The 14,741-nt window shown below is 62.5% G+C and carries 17 protein-coding genes and 1 pseudogene; 15 read left to right on the top strand and 3 right to left on the bottom strand.

Annotated elements, in window-relative coordinates; all coding sequences use genetic code 11:
* Positions 1-102: 102 nt before the first annotated feature.
* Both GVL04_RS24870 and GVL04_RS24865 read left to right on the top strand, forming a co-directional pair.
* Positions 103-471, top strand: a complete 369-nt coding sequence (locus tag GVL04_RS24870; RefSeq protein WP_159708652.1) for a biliverdin-producing heme oxygenase — start codon at positions 103-105, stop codon at positions 469-471.
* Positions 369-782: a biliverdin-producing heme oxygenase gene (locus GVL04_RS24865; protein WP_327785624.1), complete on the top strand. Its 414-nt coding sequence runs from the start codon at positions 369-371 to the stop codon at positions 780-782. Before GVL04_RS24870 ends, GVL04_RS24865 begins: the two co-directional genes overlap by 103 nt.
* 47 nt (positions 783-829) lie before the next feature.
* On the opposite strand, the gene GVL04_RS22350 is transcribed toward GVL04_RS24865, so the two are convergent.
* Positions 830-1,288 (bottom strand): MarR family winged helix-turn-helix transcriptional regulator, encoded by a 459-nt coding sequence (locus tag GVL04_RS22350; protein ID WP_159708648.1) that lies wholly within the window; start codon positions 1,286-1,288, stop codon positions 830-832.
* A 139-nt stretch (positions 1,289-1,427) separates the two neighbouring features.
* Between GVL04_RS22350 and GVL04_RS22345 the strand changes: the two genes are divergently transcribed.
* The 12 genes from GVL04_RS22345 (at position 1,428) to GVL04_RS22290 (ending at position 11,959) form a co-directional block, all read left to right on the top strand.
* Entirely contained in the window at positions 1,428-2,381 is a 954-nt protein-coding gene (locus GVL04_RS22345; RefSeq protein WP_159708646.1) for an SDR family NAD(P)-dependent oxidoreductase, read from the top strand.
* A 2-nt stretch (positions 2,382-2,383) separates the two neighbouring features.
* Positions 2,384-3,274 (top strand): amidohydrolase family protein, encoded by an 891-nt coding sequence (locus GVL04_RS22340; RefSeq protein ID WP_159708644.1) that lies wholly within the window; start codon positions 2,384-2,386, stop codon positions 3,272-3,274.
* Position 3,275: 1 nt separating this feature from the next.
* The gene (locus GVL04_RS22335) at positions 3,276-4,517 is read left to right on the top strand and encodes an acyl-CoA dehydrogenase family protein (RefSeq protein WP_159708642.1); all 1,242 of its coding nucleotides are present in this window, start codon (positions 3,276-3,278) and stop codon (positions 4,515-4,517) included.
* A gap of 32 nt (positions 4,518-4,549) precedes the next feature.
* The gene (locus tag GVL04_RS22330; RefSeq protein WP_159708640.1) at positions 4,550-5,005 is read left to right on the top strand and encodes a MaoC family dehydratase; all 456 of its coding nucleotides are present in this window, start codon (positions 4,550-4,552) and stop codon (positions 5,003-5,005) included.
* Positions 5,006-5,094: 89 nt separating this feature from the next.
* The gene (locus tag GVL04_RS22325) at positions 5,095-6,420 is read left to right on the top strand and encodes an MFS transporter (RefSeq protein ID WP_159708638.1); all 1,326 of its coding nucleotides are present in this window, start codon (positions 5,095-5,097) and stop codon (positions 6,418-6,420) included.
* A 12-nt stretch (positions 6,421-6,432) separates the two neighbouring features.
* Positions 6,433-7,983, top strand: a complete 1,551-nt coding sequence (locus GVL04_RS22320) for a long-chain fatty acid--CoA ligase (RefSeq protein WP_159708636.1) — start codon at positions 6,433-6,435, stop codon at positions 7,981-7,983.
* Entirely contained in the window at positions 7,980-8,450 is a 471-nt protein-coding gene (locus GVL04_RS22315; RefSeq protein ID WP_159708634.1) for a DUF3237 domain-containing protein, read from the top strand. The genes GVL04_RS22320 and GVL04_RS22315 overlap by 4 nt, the downstream gene beginning before the upstream one ends.
* A 189-nt stretch (positions 8,451-8,639) precedes the next feature.
* Complete coding sequence (locus GVL04_RS22310) at positions 8,640-9,125, top strand: DUF805 domain-containing protein (RefSeq protein WP_159708632.1); 486 nt, start codon at positions 8,640-8,642, stop codon at positions 9,123-9,125.
* 129 nt (positions 9,126-9,254) lie between these two features.
* The gene (gene lhgO / locus GVL04_RS22305) at positions 9,255-10,493 is read left to right on the top strand and encodes an L-2-hydroxyglutarate oxidase (RefSeq protein ID WP_235036399.1); all 1,239 of its coding nucleotides are present in this window, start codon (positions 9,255-9,257) and stop codon (positions 10,491-10,493) included.
* A gap of 72 nt (positions 10,494-10,565) precedes the next feature.
* Complete coding sequence (locus GVL04_RS22300) at positions 10,566-10,769, top strand: hypothetical protein (RefSeq protein WP_159708630.1); 204 nt, start codon at positions 10,566-10,568, stop codon at positions 10,767-10,769.
* 126 nt (positions 10,770-10,895) lie between these two features.
* Entirely contained in the window at positions 10,896-11,198 is a 303-nt protein-coding gene (locus GVL04_RS22295; protein WP_159708628.1) for a DUF4193 domain-containing protein, read from the top strand.
* Positions 11,199-11,413: 215 nt separating this feature from the next.
* Positions 11,414-11,959, top strand: coding sequence for a hypothetical protein (locus GVL04_RS22290; protein ID WP_159708626.1), 546 nt, complete (start codon positions 11,414-11,416; stop codon positions 11,957-11,959).
* A gap of 100 nt (positions 11,960-12,059) precedes the next feature.
* Here the strand turns inward: GVL04_RS22290 and GVL04_RS22285 are convergent, their stop codons facing one another.
* The gene (locus GVL04_RS22285; protein ID WP_159708624.1) at positions 12,060-13,598 is read right to left on the bottom strand and encodes an APC family permease; all 1,539 of its coding nucleotides are present in this window, start codon (positions 13,596-13,598) and stop codon (positions 12,060-12,062) included.
* A gap of 12 nt (positions 13,599-13,610) precedes the next feature.
* Positions 13,611-13,919 carry an agmatine deiminase family protein gene (locus tag GVL04_RS24860; protein WP_268825401.1) on the bottom strand — a complete coding sequence of 103 codons (309 nt, stop codon included), beginning with the start codon at positions 13,917-13,919 and terminating at the stop codon, positions 13,611-13,613.
* Positions 13,920-14,284: 365 nt separating this feature from the next.
* On the opposite strand from GVL04_RS24860, the pseudogene GVL04_RS22275 reads away from it, so the two are divergent.
* Positions 14,285-14,741, top strand: a pseudogene (locus tag GVL04_RS22275) (HNH endonuclease); the annotation flags it as partial.

Raw genomic sequence — 14,741 nt, 5'->3', positions numbered from 1 at the left:
CGATCAATCCGAATTACTGTGCAGATGTCCACATGCGTTCAGGCATTGACTCTCCTCCCGCAAGAATGACAGGGTGTCATCAAACACGAAGTTGGAGGTTCAATGATGCTGTTCTCGGAAGAACTTAAGTCACACACCGCGTCCGCCCATCAGCACGCAGAGGACGCAGCGTTCGTCGGCGAACTGCTGGCCGGACGGCTCGACGCAAGCCAAGTGGCTCAACTTCTGATCCAGAACCTGGTGATCTACGGCGCCTTGGAGTCAGCTCTTGAGGCCAACGGTGATGCGAGACTCGCGGCCTTTGCTGACCCCGCACTTGCGCGCGCCCCTTCCCTCGAGGCGGATGCCACAGTCCACTTTGGTGCAGATTGGGAGCGGAAACTGAATGCCGGGGAGCTGCATGTAACGCCCGGCGCCAGGCATATGCTGCGCAGTTGGCCGCTTTGGGACCGACGTCGGCCACCTACCTGATGGCACACCACTACGTGCGCTACCTGGGCGATCTTTCAGGCGGTCAGATCATATCGGCACTGGTGCAGCGTCACTATGGACTGACTCCCGAGGGGCTGAACTTCTACGCGTTCAAGGAAATAGGCAAGATCAAGCCGTACAAGGATGCGTATCGCGCACGACTGGACGCTACCGACTTCTCCGCTGCGGAAAGATCCGAAATCCTGAATTACGCCGCTGAGGCGTTCGAGACCAACAGACAGGTCTTTGTGGACCTGATGGAGCGATGCTCGGGCATTGGCCCGCACGTCCAAGAGCCGCTACCCGGCTGACGGCCCCGCAGCCGTCTTCCGAACAATCAACCGAGGGGGGCGCGAGTCTAGCCCCACAGTGCCTTCTTGAGCAGCGCCCTGAGCTGCACATTTTCTTCGTCGGTCAGTGCTGCGAGCTGGGTCTCTTCGCAAACTTCCAGCGCGGCCCGTGCCTTGTTGTGGATCCGCCGGCCCTCGGCTGTAGAGACAATGATCTTCGCCCGGCGGTCCTGCTTCCCCTGTGCCCGTTTGACCAGGCCGCGGTGTTCGAGGTCGTCCACGAGGCTGACCACCTGGCTTGGGTCCAAGCTGAGGAAATCGGCGAGCTCGCGCTGCGTGGGTTCCAGCCCGCTGCAGGCCAGAGTCAGCACGGAAAATGACCGTTCCCGGAGTCCATAATCAGCCAGCGCCTTGTTGTTCAGCAGCGAACCCGTGGCGTGCAGTTTGGCCAGCAACAATCCCACATCGCTGCCGATTTTTGCTGCGGCCAGGCGCGGGGTTTCCACTTCGGTGCTTTGCGGGCCCATGACAACTCCAATAGTAATGAAAAACAATCGTTGACTTTTTCAATGATCCGTATTCTCATTGATCATGACAAGGATCTCACGATGCAGTGGGATCGGCCCCACCGGCGCCAGCCGGTTACTGCATGCGAAGGAGCACGCCATGAGCTTGAACGGCAAGGTTGCAATCGTTACCGGGAGCGGACAGGGTCTTGGCCTCGCTTATGCGAGGGAGCTCGCCCGCCAGGGTGCCGCCGTCGTGATTAATGACGTGAACGCTGAGACTGCTGCGGAGGCTGTTGCGCTGATTGAGGCCGACGGCGGCCGGGCTACGGCCGTGGTGGTTCCGGTGGGCAACACTGATGCTGCGAAGGCTTTGGTGGCGGGTGCTGTTGAAACGTTTGGCCGGCTGGACATTCTGGTGACGAACGCCGGGATTTTGCGGGATAAGAGCTTGTTGAAGATGACGGACGAGGACTTCGACCTGGTCATCAACGTCCATCTGAAAGGCACATTCACCTGTGTCCGGGAGGCGTTTGCGTACTTCAAGGAGAACAACGTCGCGGGCCGGATCATCACGATTGGTTCGCCGACCGGCCAGCGCGGCAACTTCGGGCAGACAAACTACGCCGCCGCGAAGGCTGGGATTGTGGGTATGGTACGGACCTGGGCGCTGGAGATGAAGAAGGCCGGCGTCACGGTGAACTCGGTGATTCCGGTGGCGGCGACGGCGATGACCAAGACGGTGCCGTACTTCCAGAAGGCGGTGGAAGCGGACGAGCGTGGCGAGGCCATGCCGTCCTTCTTCCGTCACGATCTTGGCTTTGGAACGGCCGACGACGTCGCTGGGCTGATTGCCTTCCTCGCCTCTGATGAGGCTGCGGGGATTACGGGCCAGGCGATCGGAGCCGGTGGTGACCGGCTGCAGGTTTGGACGCACCCGGAAGCGGCGAGCACCGAATACCGCGAGGGCGGCTGGAGCTACGAGGCTCTGCAGGAAAACGCAGGCTCGCTGTTTGGTGCGGATGCGTTGCAGAGTGTCGGTGAAGAGTTCCTGCCGCTGCCTGAGGAACTCCAGCCCGAACCTGTTAAGGCTGAGTCGGTTCAGGCGCGCTGATCATGTCCGACCGTTATGAATTGGGCATCGACGCCTCGGCGTTGGATGCGATCGACATGCACGTCCACCTCGAAGTGGACAGTTGCGGGCACGGTTCTCTCCCGGATGCGCTGACGGAGGCGTCGGCGAAGTACTTCAAGGCCGAGGACCGGACACCGTCGCTGGACAGGATCGCCGAGGTGTACCGCGAACTGAACATGGCTGCCGTCGTTTTCACCGTGGATGCGCGCACCCAGCTCAAGCATGAACCGAACAGTATCCCTGAGCTGATTGCCGGAGCTGCGCGGAACAACGATGTGCTGATTCCGTTCGGCAGCGTGGATCCCCGGACGGGGGAGGACGCGATCGCCGGGGCCAAGCACCAGGCTGTTGAGCTTGGTGCGCGGGGGTTCAAGTTCCACCCGTCGCTGCAGGGCTTCGACCCGTCCAATGAGGCGTTCTACCCACTGTGGGAGGCGCTGCAGGAGCTGGGGTTGCCGTGTATTTTCCATACGGGCCAGAACGGTATGGGCGCCGGACTTCCGGGTGGTTATGGGATCAAGCTGGCGTTCTCGAATCCGTTGTTGCTGGATGCGGTTGCCGCTGATTTCCCGGGCCTGCAGATCATCATGGCCCACCCTTCGGTGCCGTGGCAGGACGAGGCGAACTCGATTGCGACGCACAAGTCCAACGTCTTCATTGACCTGTCCGGGTGGTCGCCGAAATACTTCCCGGAATCCTTGGTGAAAGCCTCGAACTCGGTGTTGCAGGACAAGGTCCTGTTCGGTACGGACTTCCCGTTGATCACGCCGCAGAAGTGGTTGGGGGCGTTCGCGGACCTTCCGCTGAAGGACGAGGTCCGCCCGAAGATCCTCAAGGACAACGCCGTCAAGCTGTTGGGGCTCGGTGGCTGAGATGCTGACAACCACGACGACGGAAGCCGGCTTGGGTGCCCGACTGTATTCCGTTGCGGACTGGTACGACGCCGAAGCGCTGCTGACCACCGAAGAACGTCGGGTCCTTGGCCGGCTGCGCGACTTCCTTGACACCGAGGCCAAGCCGTTGTTGGCCGAGTACTGGGAACGGGGTGAGTTCCCGGAACAGATTGCCCGGCCGTTGATTGATCTTGACCTGATGGAACCTGCCGATCTGACCGTCGAGGCCCCGGCCCGCGGGATTTACCACGGTTTCCGGATCTTCGAACTCGCCCGCACGGACGCGTCGCTGGCCACCTGGTACACGGCACAGGCCGGTCTGTTCCGGACCGCGATCCGGGTGGGTGCCTCCGAAGAGCAACAGAAGGAGTGGATGCCCAAGGTCATCGATTTCTCCCTCAAGGGCGTTTTCTCGCTGACGGAACCGGACCATGGTTCGGACATCGCCGGCGGTTTGTCCACCACCGCCCGCTTTGAGAATGATTCCGACGGCGGTGCCGGCCCCGACGGCGGCAGCTGGGTTCTGGACGGCGCGAAACGGTGGATCGGGGGCGCCTCGACGGCGGACGTGCTGTGTGTGTTCGCCCGGGACGTCGCCGATGGGCAGGTCAAGGCGTTCCTCGTGGACCGGACCGCGGCAGGTGTGTCCTTGGAGAAGATCCACGGCAAGACCTCGCTGCGGATGATGCAGAACGCCCACATCACCCTGAACAATGTCCGGGTAACAGAGGGAATGCGCCTGCACAACGTGAACTCCTTCAAGGACGTCGCGGCGATGCTGAGGGCGATGCGCTCGGACGTCGCCTGGATCGCCACCGGCATCCAAGCCGGCGCGTTCGAAGCCGCCCTGTCCTATGTGAAGGAACGCCAGCAGTTCGGCCGCTCCCTGGGATCGTTCCAACTGGTCCAGGAGAAGCTGGCCCGCATGCTCGGCAACATCACCGCGAGTTTGTCGCTGGTGGTCCGGCTGACCGAGCAGCAAGGCTGGGGGATCTACCGGGACCAGGACTCGGCCTTGGCCAAGATGCAGACTTCCCTGATGATGCGCGAAACCGTTGCCCTGGCCCGCGAAGTGGTGGGCGGCAACGGCATCACCCTCGCCGCCGACGTCGCGCGTTTCCATGCCGACGCCGAAGCCGTCTATTCCTACGAGGGCACCCACGAAATCAACGCCCTCATCATCGGCCGCGCCCTCACGGGCGCCAGTGCCTTTACCAGCTAAATCTCTTCAAACAACAACACCAGGAGGCAAAGATGCCCAATCTCGTCGTCGATTTCGACACCCTGCTCACCATGTCCGGCAAGGACCTCGGCACCACCGACTACCGCGAAATCACCCAGCAGCAGATCAACCTGTTCGCCGATGCCACAGACGATCAACAATGGATCCACACCGACCCCGAACGTGCCAAGGACGGCCCCTTCGGCGCCCCGATCGCGCACGGCTTCCTCACCCTGTCACTGATCATCCCGTTCTGGGGCGAACTCTTCGACGTGGACGGTGTCACCACCAAGGTCAACTACGGCCTGGACAAGGTGCGCTTCACCTCTCCGGTCAAGGTCGGCTCCAAGGTCCGCATGAACGGCAGCATCGCCGAAGTCACTGAAGTCAAGGGCGGCGCCCAGATCAAGGTCAACGCCACCATCGAAATCGAAGGCCAGGAACGCCCCGCCGTCGTCGCCGAATTCCTGGCCCGCTTCTACAAATAGGCCGCTTCTACAAGTAGGCCGCTTCTGCAAATGGGCCGCTTCAACAATTAGCCCTCCCCACACCCTCCCTCCTCTCCCAAGGAACAGCCATGTCAGGACACACTGCGCTCGCTACGTCGAGCACGGCCGTCAAGCGCAAAGAAGCGCGCACGGTCATCTTGTCCAGCTATCTGGGCAGCACCATCGAGTTCTACGACTTCCTGCTCTATGCAACAGCGGCAGCGGTCGCCTTCCCGAAAGTGTTCTTCGCCGGAACGGACGAGTGGGTGGGCGTCGTCGCCGCCTATGCGACGTTCGCCGCCGGCTACGTTGCCCGGCCTCTGGGCGGCATCATCTTCGGCCACTTCGGTGACCGCATCGGCCGAAAAGGGATGCTCATTGTCTCGATGGCCATGATGGGTATCGCCTCCACCCTGATCGGCCTGATTCCGGGAGCCAACATTATTGGGCCATGGGGTGCAGTGATTCTGGTGGTCCTGCGGGTCTGCCAGGGAATCGCCGTCGGCGGTGAATGGGGAGGGGCCGCACTGATGGCCCTTGAACACTCGGATCCCAAGCGACGCGGTTTCGCGGCGTCGTTCGTGAATGCGGGCGCCCCGACAGGCGCTGTCCTGGGCACGGTAGTCATGGGCATCTTCTCAGCCCTGCCACAGGACGCGTTCCTGGCATGGGGTTGGCGCGTGCCGTTCCTGTTGTCCTTCGTGCTGCTGATCGTAGGCATGTTCGTCCGACTCAGGGTTTCCGAGAGCCCCATCTTCGCCGAGGCCGTGGCCAAGGAAAGTGCCCAGGGTACCAAGCGCAAGATCCCGTTGCTCGAAGTGCTGAAGCGTCCCAAGGCACTGATCATGATCATGTTCGCCGGCGCCGCCGGCTTTGGCCTGCAGGTAGTACTGCCCACGTTCTCCGTGACCTACGCGGTCTCCAAGGGCGCACCCCAGCAGGGCGTGCTCTATGCGTTCGCGGGTGCCTCGGCCATCTCCATCCTGTTCGTCCTCCTGGGCGGCAGGCTGTCGGACCGCTTCGGCCGCCGTCCGGTGATGGTCACCGGTTTGGCCCTTTTCATCCTCTACCTGTTCCCGATGTTCGGGATGCTCAGCTCCGGCAACATCGGCCTCATCTTCCTGGCCTTCACCGTGGCGCTCATTCTGCATTCGTCCCTTTACGGACCCCTCGCCGCGTTCGTGTCCGAGCAGTTCGGCACCACCAACCGCTACACCGGCGCGGCTGTCGGCTACCAATTGGCCACCCTGATCGGAGCGGGCTTCACACCCGGGATCGTCGCTGGCCTCTACAAGGACGCCGGCCAGAGCATCGTCCCCGTGGTGGTGTTCCTGTCGGTCATGTCGTTGGTGTCGATTGTCTTCATCCTGCTGACGCGGGAGTCTAAGAACAATGACCTTTCCACGGTCAGTTAGGAGTACCGCACCATGGACAACAACGGAGTTGGATCCTGGCTGCACCGCCGCCGCGCCAAGTCGGGTACCAAGACGGCACTCATTTCCGGCAGCCATGCCCTGAGCTATGCCGAGCTCGCCGAGCGGACCGATCGTTTGGCCAACGCCCTCAGGGACCGGGGAGTGGCCAAGGGGGACCGGGTGGCCTACCTCGGCGAAAACCACCCCTCCTTCGTGGAAACCTTCTTTGCCTGCGGGCTGCTCGGAGCGATCTTCGTTCCGCTCAACACGCGGCTCGCCGCCCCGGAGCTGCAGTTCCAGCTGGAGGACTCAGGCGCCCGGCTCCTGATCAACGCTGACGCGCTGGACGGTGTGGCGTTCGCGTCCGTAAAGGACACACTGGTAACCCACCGACTTGTGGTGGCGACCGACGGCGGCACTGACGGTTCCGCTGTTAAGCTGCCATCCGGCGTCGAGCACTACGGCGAGGTGATTACCGCGGCGGCCGCGACGCCGCTGGACGAGGCTGTGACCCTCGACGACGGCGCCATGATCCTCTACACCTCCGGAACCACCGGCAAGCCCAAGGGTGCGCTGCTGACGCATGGCAATATCACCTGGAACTGCTTCAACACGGTGGTGGACATGGACTTGAACCGCAACGATGTTGCGCTCATGATTTCACCGTTGTTCCACGTGGCCTCCCTGGACATGGGCCTGCTGCCGATGCTGCTCAAGGGCGCCACGGTGGTGCTCGAGCCCAAGTTCGACGCCGGGCGTGTCCTGGCGCTGGTCGGCCACCACAGGGTCACCACACTCAACGGAGTCCCCACCACCTTCCAGATGCTCTGCGATCATCCGGACTGGTCGACGGCGGACCTCAGCTCCCTGGATAAGCTCACCTGCGGCGGTTCCGCGGTTCCGGGCAGGGTTCTGGATGCTTATGAAGCGCGCGGCATTGGATTTACCAGCTGCTATGGCATGACCGAAACGGCGCCCGGTGCGACGATGCTGCCCGAGTCCCGGTCCAAGGAGAAGGCTGGCTCGGCCGGCTTGCCGCACTTCTTCACGGATGTTCGGATTGCGGATCCCACGGGCGGTCTTGCTGCTCTCGGCGCGGTGGGGGAGATCCAGATCTGCGGCCCCAACGTCATCAAAGAGTACTGGAACCGGCCGGAGGCCACCGCCGACAGTTACGCGGACTCTTCCTGGTTCCGTTCAGGGGACATGGGCCACCAGGACGAAGAAGGCTTCCTGTTCGTCTCGGACCGCATCAAGGACATGATCATTTCCGGCGGCGAGAACATCTACCCGGCCGAGGTGGAGGCAGCCATCGCGGAATTGCCTGCTGTGGGGAGCGTGGCCGTGATCGGAGTTGCCGACGACAAGTGGGGTGAAGTGCCCCGGGCGATCGTCACTTTGCGCGAGGGGGCCGCTCTCACGGAGGAGCAGCTTCGCTCGCATCTGGAGAGCCGGCTGGCCAGGTACAAGATTCCCAAGTCCGTGGTGTTCGTGGAGGAGATGCCGCGGACGGCCAGCGGGAAAATCCGGAAGATGGACCTGCGGAAGCAATACGCGCAGTGACCGCTTTTCCGGAGCCGCCCGCGTTGAGGTTCCTCGCGACGTTGAACGTCCAGGTGGGGCCGCCGATTGACGCCGGGGTAACGCCTCAGGGGCATCTGCGGATCATTCCGATTATTGGCGGGACCGTAGCCGGCCCGGGATTCAATGGACGCGTGTTACCCGCCGGCGCTGACTACCAGGTCCTCCGCAGCGCCGAACTGACCGAGCTGGACGCCAGATATGCGGTGGAACTTGATGGAGGAGCCGTGGTCTATGTCCACAACCTGGCTCTCCGTTTTGGGGCTGCGGAAGACATCGCCCGGCTCAACCGTGGCGAGGACGTGGACCCCGCGCTGATCTACTTCCGTTGCACTCCACGGTTTTCCACCGCAGCCCCGGAGTTGGCCTGGCTAAACCATGTGGTCACGGTGGGAAATGGGCGTCGCCGTCCGGGCTCGGTTGAGATCGACGTCTTCGCCGTCGCCTGAAGAAACGAACGTCGGGAAAAGAAAAGGCGTCGGCGCAATTTATGGCGACATATTCCGTTACTGGGCTAAATCGGGGTTAATTTCATCCAACGAACTGCCTAATTGGCGCCGGGGGCATTACGATGGGCACGACTCATCACTGAGTACGACCCATCTCAATGATTCACACCTACCCCGGGGGAAATACAAATGACCAGCTATCCGCAACAACCGCAACAGACCCAGCCCTATGCAGCAGAGGCCGGCGAGCCGCCGCTGTGGGCTCCGTATTATGGCGCACCGATCGGCGCCGCCGTTAAGCGTTTCTTCAAGAAGTACACCGACTTCACTGGCCGCGCGAGCCGCAGCGAGTACTGGTGGTGGACTCTTGTCTCGGTTATCGTCAGCTCCGTTTTCAACATCCTCGCCGGAGTGGTCGGAGCTGCTGGTGCAACCGTCAGCGATTCGGGCACGGTAGTCCTGGGTGGCGGAGCAATCGTCTTCTACGCGCTTCTCGGCATCTGGGGCCTCGCAACGATCATCCCTTCCATCGCCCTTCTGGTTCGTCGTCTCCACGATGCCAACCTCAGCGGCTGGCTGGCCTTGCTCGTTGTGGTTCCGATCGTCGTTTTCGTGCTGTCGCTCCTGCCGTCCAACCCGGCCGGTCAGCGTTTCGACCAGCCCAAGGCTGCATAGCAAAACAAGAACCAACGTGAAGGGGCGGCGCGCTGCGTGCCGCCCCTTTTGCGTGCCCTGTGCCTGCCACGGACCGCCACGTGAAATGCTGTGACTGACGCGGACCGACCCCCAACGACGAGGAGTGCCATGTCCAGCCCTTCACCAATGGGACCCAACCCTCCACACATGAGGACCATCAAGCGCTGCGCCGTGGTGGGTGGCGGGATCATCGGCGTTGCCGTGGCCAGGGAGCTCGCCACCAAGCTCGACGGCGTCCAGGTCACCGTCTATGAGAAGGAAGACCGACTCGGGGCTCACCAGACCGGCCATAACTCGGGCGTGGTCCACGCCGGCCTCTACTACGAGCCCGGGGGGCTGAAGGCACGGTTGTGCCGCAGGGGAGTGGAGCTGCTGCAGGAATTCTGCGCCATGAAGAACCTTCCCTACGAGGCGTGCGGCAAGCTGGTCATCGCCCAGACCCCGGAGGAATCAAAGCGGTTGGACAGCATCTTCGCCCGCGCCACGGCCAACGGCGTGCCGGGTGCGCGCATGCTGCGCGGTGACCAAATACGCGAGGTGGAGCCAAACGCCGTCGGACTTTCTGCTTTGCACTCTCCGGAAACCGCGATCGTTGACTATAAGGCCGTCACCGAAGCGCTCGCCGACGACGTCCGCGCCATGGGCGGAGCCATCCGGCTCGGGCAGGAGGTGACGAAGCTGGAACAGCAAGCGAGCGGCGTCATGGTTCATACCAAGGACGGACGGGAACATTATGACCTCGTTGTGGCCTGCGCCGGACTCCAGTCCGACCGTCTCGCCGAGGCCACCGGCGAGCCGGCCACTCCGCGGATCGTGCCGTTCTTCGGGCAGTACTACCTTTTGGGCCAGGAAGCCCGACACCAGGTGAAGGGCCTGATCTACCCTGTGCCGGACCCCAGGCATCCGTTCCTGGGTGTGCACCTCACAAAGCGCATCGACGGTGAAATGATGCTCGGACCGAATGCGTTTATCTCGTTCGGTCGTGAGTCCTACGCCTGGAATGAAGTGAATTTTCCCGACGTCCTGAATTACGCGCTTTTCCCGGGGTTCTGGAATTTTGCCCGGCAGAATGTGCCGTCCGCCGTCCGTGAATTCCGGACCGTCGTGAGTAAGAAGAAGTTCATCCGGGAAGCGATGCGCTTTGTTCCCTCGCTGGAGGGCGCCAGCATCCTCCCCGGGACGCGCGGCGTCCGGGCCCAGGCCATGAACGGTGACGGTTCCCTGGTGGATGACTTTGTGATCGCACGACGCCGGGACACGGTCTTGGTGCGCAACGCGCCGTCGCCGGGGGCTACGTCGTCGATGGCCATCGCCGAGTACATCGTGGAACAGGCGCTGCAGGGCTGACTGGCGCCAAAGTTAACAAGGCTGTGACGCAGCAGAAACGGCGTCCACATGCGGGCTGGATACGGTTGCGGCATGATCGCATCACTGGCCTCGCTGGCAACCCGCATCGGCACCACCCTGGCGGCATGGATCGAGGCAGCTTACGTGCTCGACTGCGATGAAGCGGAGAACGAGGGAGGCCACAATTTGACCTGGCTCCCGGCACTGAGCGGAGTCACGGTAGCCAGTGCACAGGCCATTCAATCGCATGCTTTGAGGGTGCATCCAGAGCCTTAGAAGCCGCCTGGATTGCTGCAGAATGTCGCGTTGGGCACACTATTCGTTTATCGCGGGTACTATGCCCTAAACTGCTTCACTGAGGTGCCGGTATAGGCACTGTGCAGCAACGAAAGCGAACCCTCAATGGCTACTGATTACGACGCCCCGCGCAAGACAGAAGAAGAGTCTCCCGCCGAATCGCTTGAGGCCCTTCAGGCATCCCGTGGGATCAGTGCGCAGACCGCAGTTATCGACGTCGAGGAAAACGATACCGCCGAAGGAATCGACCTTCCCGGCGCCGATCTTTCCGGTGAAGAACTGACCGTCATTGTGGTCCCGGAGCAGTCCGATGAATTCACCTGTGGTTCCTGTTTCCTGGTCCGCCACCGGTCCCAGATTGCCCTGGAAAAGAACGGCCTGAAGTTCTGCAAGGACTGCGAGGGCTAAATAACGCCCGGGTCACGTTATCTTCGATCACGAACATGTGCGCGGAGACTCCAAAAGCGGCCGAAAAGGCCTCTGAAGACCGCCGGCGATGACCCTCCCGTTACCACCCGTTTGCCCCCTTAACGGTTATGCGCCGAAGCGGCCACAACCCGTCAAAAGTCCTTCCCGCGCTCCTACTGTTGAAGTATCAACTTCGCCTGAAGGGGGCACAAAAAATGAGGAAACTTGGAGCGGGTTTGGCAGCCATCCTGGCAGCTGCCGGGCTCGGTCTGGCGGCACCGGGGCCGGCCTCGGCAGCATCATATTGCGGAATCGCGTGGGGTTCGTTGGCCAAGGCCGATCCCGACATGAGTTCCGCCAACGTCACCAACGTCCGCACGGGCCAACAGCCGTGTTTCGACCGTTTGGTGGTTGACATGACCGGCAAAGTGGCCGGCTATTCGGTTCGGTATGTCCCGGTGGTGGTGCAGGACGCCACTGGCTACCCCATCCCGGTGATCGGTGACGCGGACCTGCAAGTGGTGGTGACGGCGCCGTCGTATAACCAGTACAGCCAGCCCACCTACCTGCCCGCAGCCAAAGCGGAGCTCTCCAATGTTTCCGGCTACCAGACCTTCCGCCAGGTGGTTTATGCGGGCAGCTTTGAGGGCGCCACGAGCATCGGTTTGGGTGTACGTGCCCGGCTTCCGTTCCGGGTCTTCACCTTGGACGGGCCCGACGGCGGGTCCCGCCTGGTGGTGGACGTCGCCCATCGCTGGTGACTGAAGCCGCGGGATAGCGCCCAGAACATACGAAAGCTGCCAGTTCGCCGGACCTATCCGGCGAACTGGCAGCTTTCCAGCGTTGTCGTGGCTCTTGGACCTACTCAGGCACCACCAAGGCTGGGGTGTCTTTCCGGATGGTCTCGCCACGGAAGAACCCGGGCCGGACGCGGGACATGATCAGCATGACCACGGCACCCAACGCCAGGATCCCGATGCCGAGCACGAACACGAGCCCCACTCCGAAGATCTCCGAGCCGCTGCCGAACTCCGGAGCCCAGCTGTCCACGGCGGTCTGCAGGAACACCACAAACAAGCCCACCCCACCCAGCAACGGGCACACGAGCCGGAGGAAGAAGTTCCGTGCGCTGGAGAACACGCTGTTGCGGAAATACCATACGCAGGCAATGGCCGTCAGCCCGTAGTAGAAGCAGATCATCAAGCCGAGGGCCAGGATGGTGTCGTTGAGGACGTTCTCACTGATCACGTGCATCACTGCGTAGAAGCCCGCCGACAGGACGCCGGCCGCAACGGTGGCGAAGCCCGGCGTCGAGAACTTCTTGCTCATGTGGCTGAAGCGCTCGGGCAGGGCGCCGTAGTGCGCCATGGCCAGCAGGCTGCGCGACGGCGAAGTGAACGTGGACTGCAGCGAGGCGGCGGAGCTGGACAGCACAGCCAAGGACATGAGGATCGCGAAGGGACCCATGACCGGGGAGGCGAGTGCAGTGAAGACGTTGGCGTGGTTGTCGGCGTTGTTCAGGCCGATTCCCGTGTCTCCCACGCCGGCGAACATCATGGTGGCGATGGTGACCAGCAGGTAGATGCCCAGGACGATCACAGCGGTCAGCGTGCCTGCGAGGCCAGCGGTCTTCTTACCGTTGGCGGTTTCCTCGTTCACGGTCAGGCACACGTCCCAGCCCCAGTAGACGAAGATCGACAAGGAGATGCCGGCCGCGATCTGGCCGAAAGTTTCGATCTTGGTGACGTCGAACCAGTCCCAGCTGAACGGAACAGCGGTCTCGGAGGTGGACCAGTTGGCGAACGCCATGGCCACGAACAGTCCCAGGACCAGCAGCTGGAAGCCCACCAGGCCGTACTGGACGATCTTGGTGGTGTGCAGTCCGCGATAGCTGATCCACACCGCCAGTGCCACGAAGACGAAGCAGGTGGCGACGTTCAGGAGCTTGTCCGAAGCGAGGTCGGCGAGCTCGGGTGAGCCCGTGGCCTGCGCCAGGAACAGGTAGAAGAAGTCCACGGCGACGCCCGCAAGGTTGGACAGCACAATGATGTTGGCCGCGAGCAGGCCCCAGCCACCCATCCAGCCCACCCATGGGCCGAATGCTTTGGTGACCCAGGTGAACGTGGTGCCGCTGTCCGGCGAGTCTGCATTGAGCTCCCGATACGCGAGCGAGACCAGGATCATCGGAATGAACCCGATCAGGAAGATGACGGGCAGTTGCAGCCCGACTTCGTTGACCGTTGGGCCAAGCGCGCCCGTCAGCGTGTACGCCGGGGCGATGGTTGAAATGCCAAGAACGACGACGGCGAGGAGCCCCAACTGCCCCGTCTTCAGTCCCTTGCCGCTGATGTCGTGCGACTTTGCAGCGTCACTGCCGCTGCGGCGGATTGTCTGGCTCATGTGAGGCCCTTTCTAGATGGCCGAAGGCTGTTGCTGCGTGATGCAGTGGATGCCACCGCCCCGGGCAAAGAGCTCCCGCGCGTCAACACCGACCACGCGGCGTCCGGGGTAGGCATCGGCGAGAATGCGGAGCGCTTTCTCGTCCATGGGGTCGTTGAAACTGCAGGCGATGACGCCGCCGTCTCGGACGGCATGCGCCAAGTGCTCACGCGGAGACTCCATTGGTTGGGGGTCTGTGCTTGTGCGGTGCCGCGCGATGCGTTGGGGTGTGGGCTCCCCGTTTGGTATGGGCCAGGAAAGTCGGGGCTTCCAGGCTGGCAAGTTCAATCATGGGGGCAAGTACTCCGTGAGACGACAGTCACTAAATGAATAGCGTTCATTTAGTATGACCGGAGTCACGCTTCAGCGCAAGGAGCGTGCAGAATGCCATTCATTTATTACTGGTCTGGGGTGGGCGGTGGCTGGAGCTGCTCCCGGCTCGAGGGTACGGCCTGCGAGGGGCGACATCTCAACCAATCCCGCGCCCCGCATACTGGGTGGGTTCGGCCGCCGAGGGGCGACATCTCGGCTCTTTGCCGACGGAACCAACGCTCATCGAGCTGGGCTCCCTCGTGTCTTGGGGGGGGGTTTCCACATAGGGAAGTTGGGGCATGATGGTGCTGCGTGCCGGCTGGAAGAGTTGAGGCATGGAGCAGATTCGAGCCACTCAGGCGCCGTCAGGCACGGCTCTCGCTCGCACCCAAAGGCCGCCGTCCAGGGGAGCCGGACCCCGGGTTTCTGATCTCATCACACTCCTGGGCGCAGTCCGCCTCGACACCGACAGCGGAGGGCTGATCGATCAGATCCGCGGGTTGGAGAATCTGAAGTCCGCCGTCACCGGGTTGCAGGCGCGGATCGCTGTGGCGTTGGATCTGGCGCAACGGCAAGAGCAGGCCGTGGCCGGTGTGCCCGTGTCCGAGCGGGGTAAGGGTGTGGGTGCCCAGGTGGCGTTGGCTCGGCGGGAGTCCCCGAATCGTGGCTCCCGGCTGTTGGGGATGGCCAAAGCCCTGGTCATGGAGATGCCACGAACCTTGGCCGCGCTGAACACGGGCCAGTTGAACGAGTGGCGGGCGGCACTGCTGGTGAAGGAAACAGCGTGCTTGT

The organism is Arthrobacter sp. 18067 (assembly GCF_902706295.1).
Classification (GTDB): domain Bacteria; phylum Actinomycetota; class Actinomycetes; order Actinomycetales; family Micrococcaceae; genus Arthrobacter.
Note: the sequence above shows the minus strand (reverse complement) of the source record. Positions and strands in the feature narration are given on the sequence as shown.